Below are 319 nucleotides of genomic sequence, written 5' to 3' on the forward strand. Positions count from 1 at the left end.
TGGCAAGCACAATTAATAAATAAATTAAGTGATTATATTAATTGGCTTGAGGACGACACTGGTCGTCCGAGTAAAGGAACAGATATTACCAAGCTTGATTATAAGAAAATGACACTTGATGATCCGCCTAATGTTGTAGAATTTGAGCGCCTTAATTACAAGGAACTCTTAAAAGAAGCTGAAGATGTTAGCAAACCTATTAAAAAAGTACGCCGACATAACTCATCTACTGCCGTGCCCGAGTCTGTTCGTTGTCCCAAGTGTGGCGCCCCACATGACTATCTCTACAAAAACAATGGGAATAAAGGGCAATACTTGT

The 319-nt window shown here is 39.2% G+C and carries 1 pseudogene; it reads left to right on the forward strand.

What is annotated here, in order from left to right:
* Positions 1 to 319: pseudogene (locus ABDZ53_RS04130) on the forward strand (hypothetical protein); the annotation flags it as partial.

Origin of the sequence: Alkalibacterium iburiense (assembly GCF_039521845.1) — a bacterium.
Classification (GTDB): Bacteria; Bacillota; Bacilli; order Lactobacillales; family Carnobacteriaceae_A; genus Alkalibacterium; species Alkalibacterium iburiense.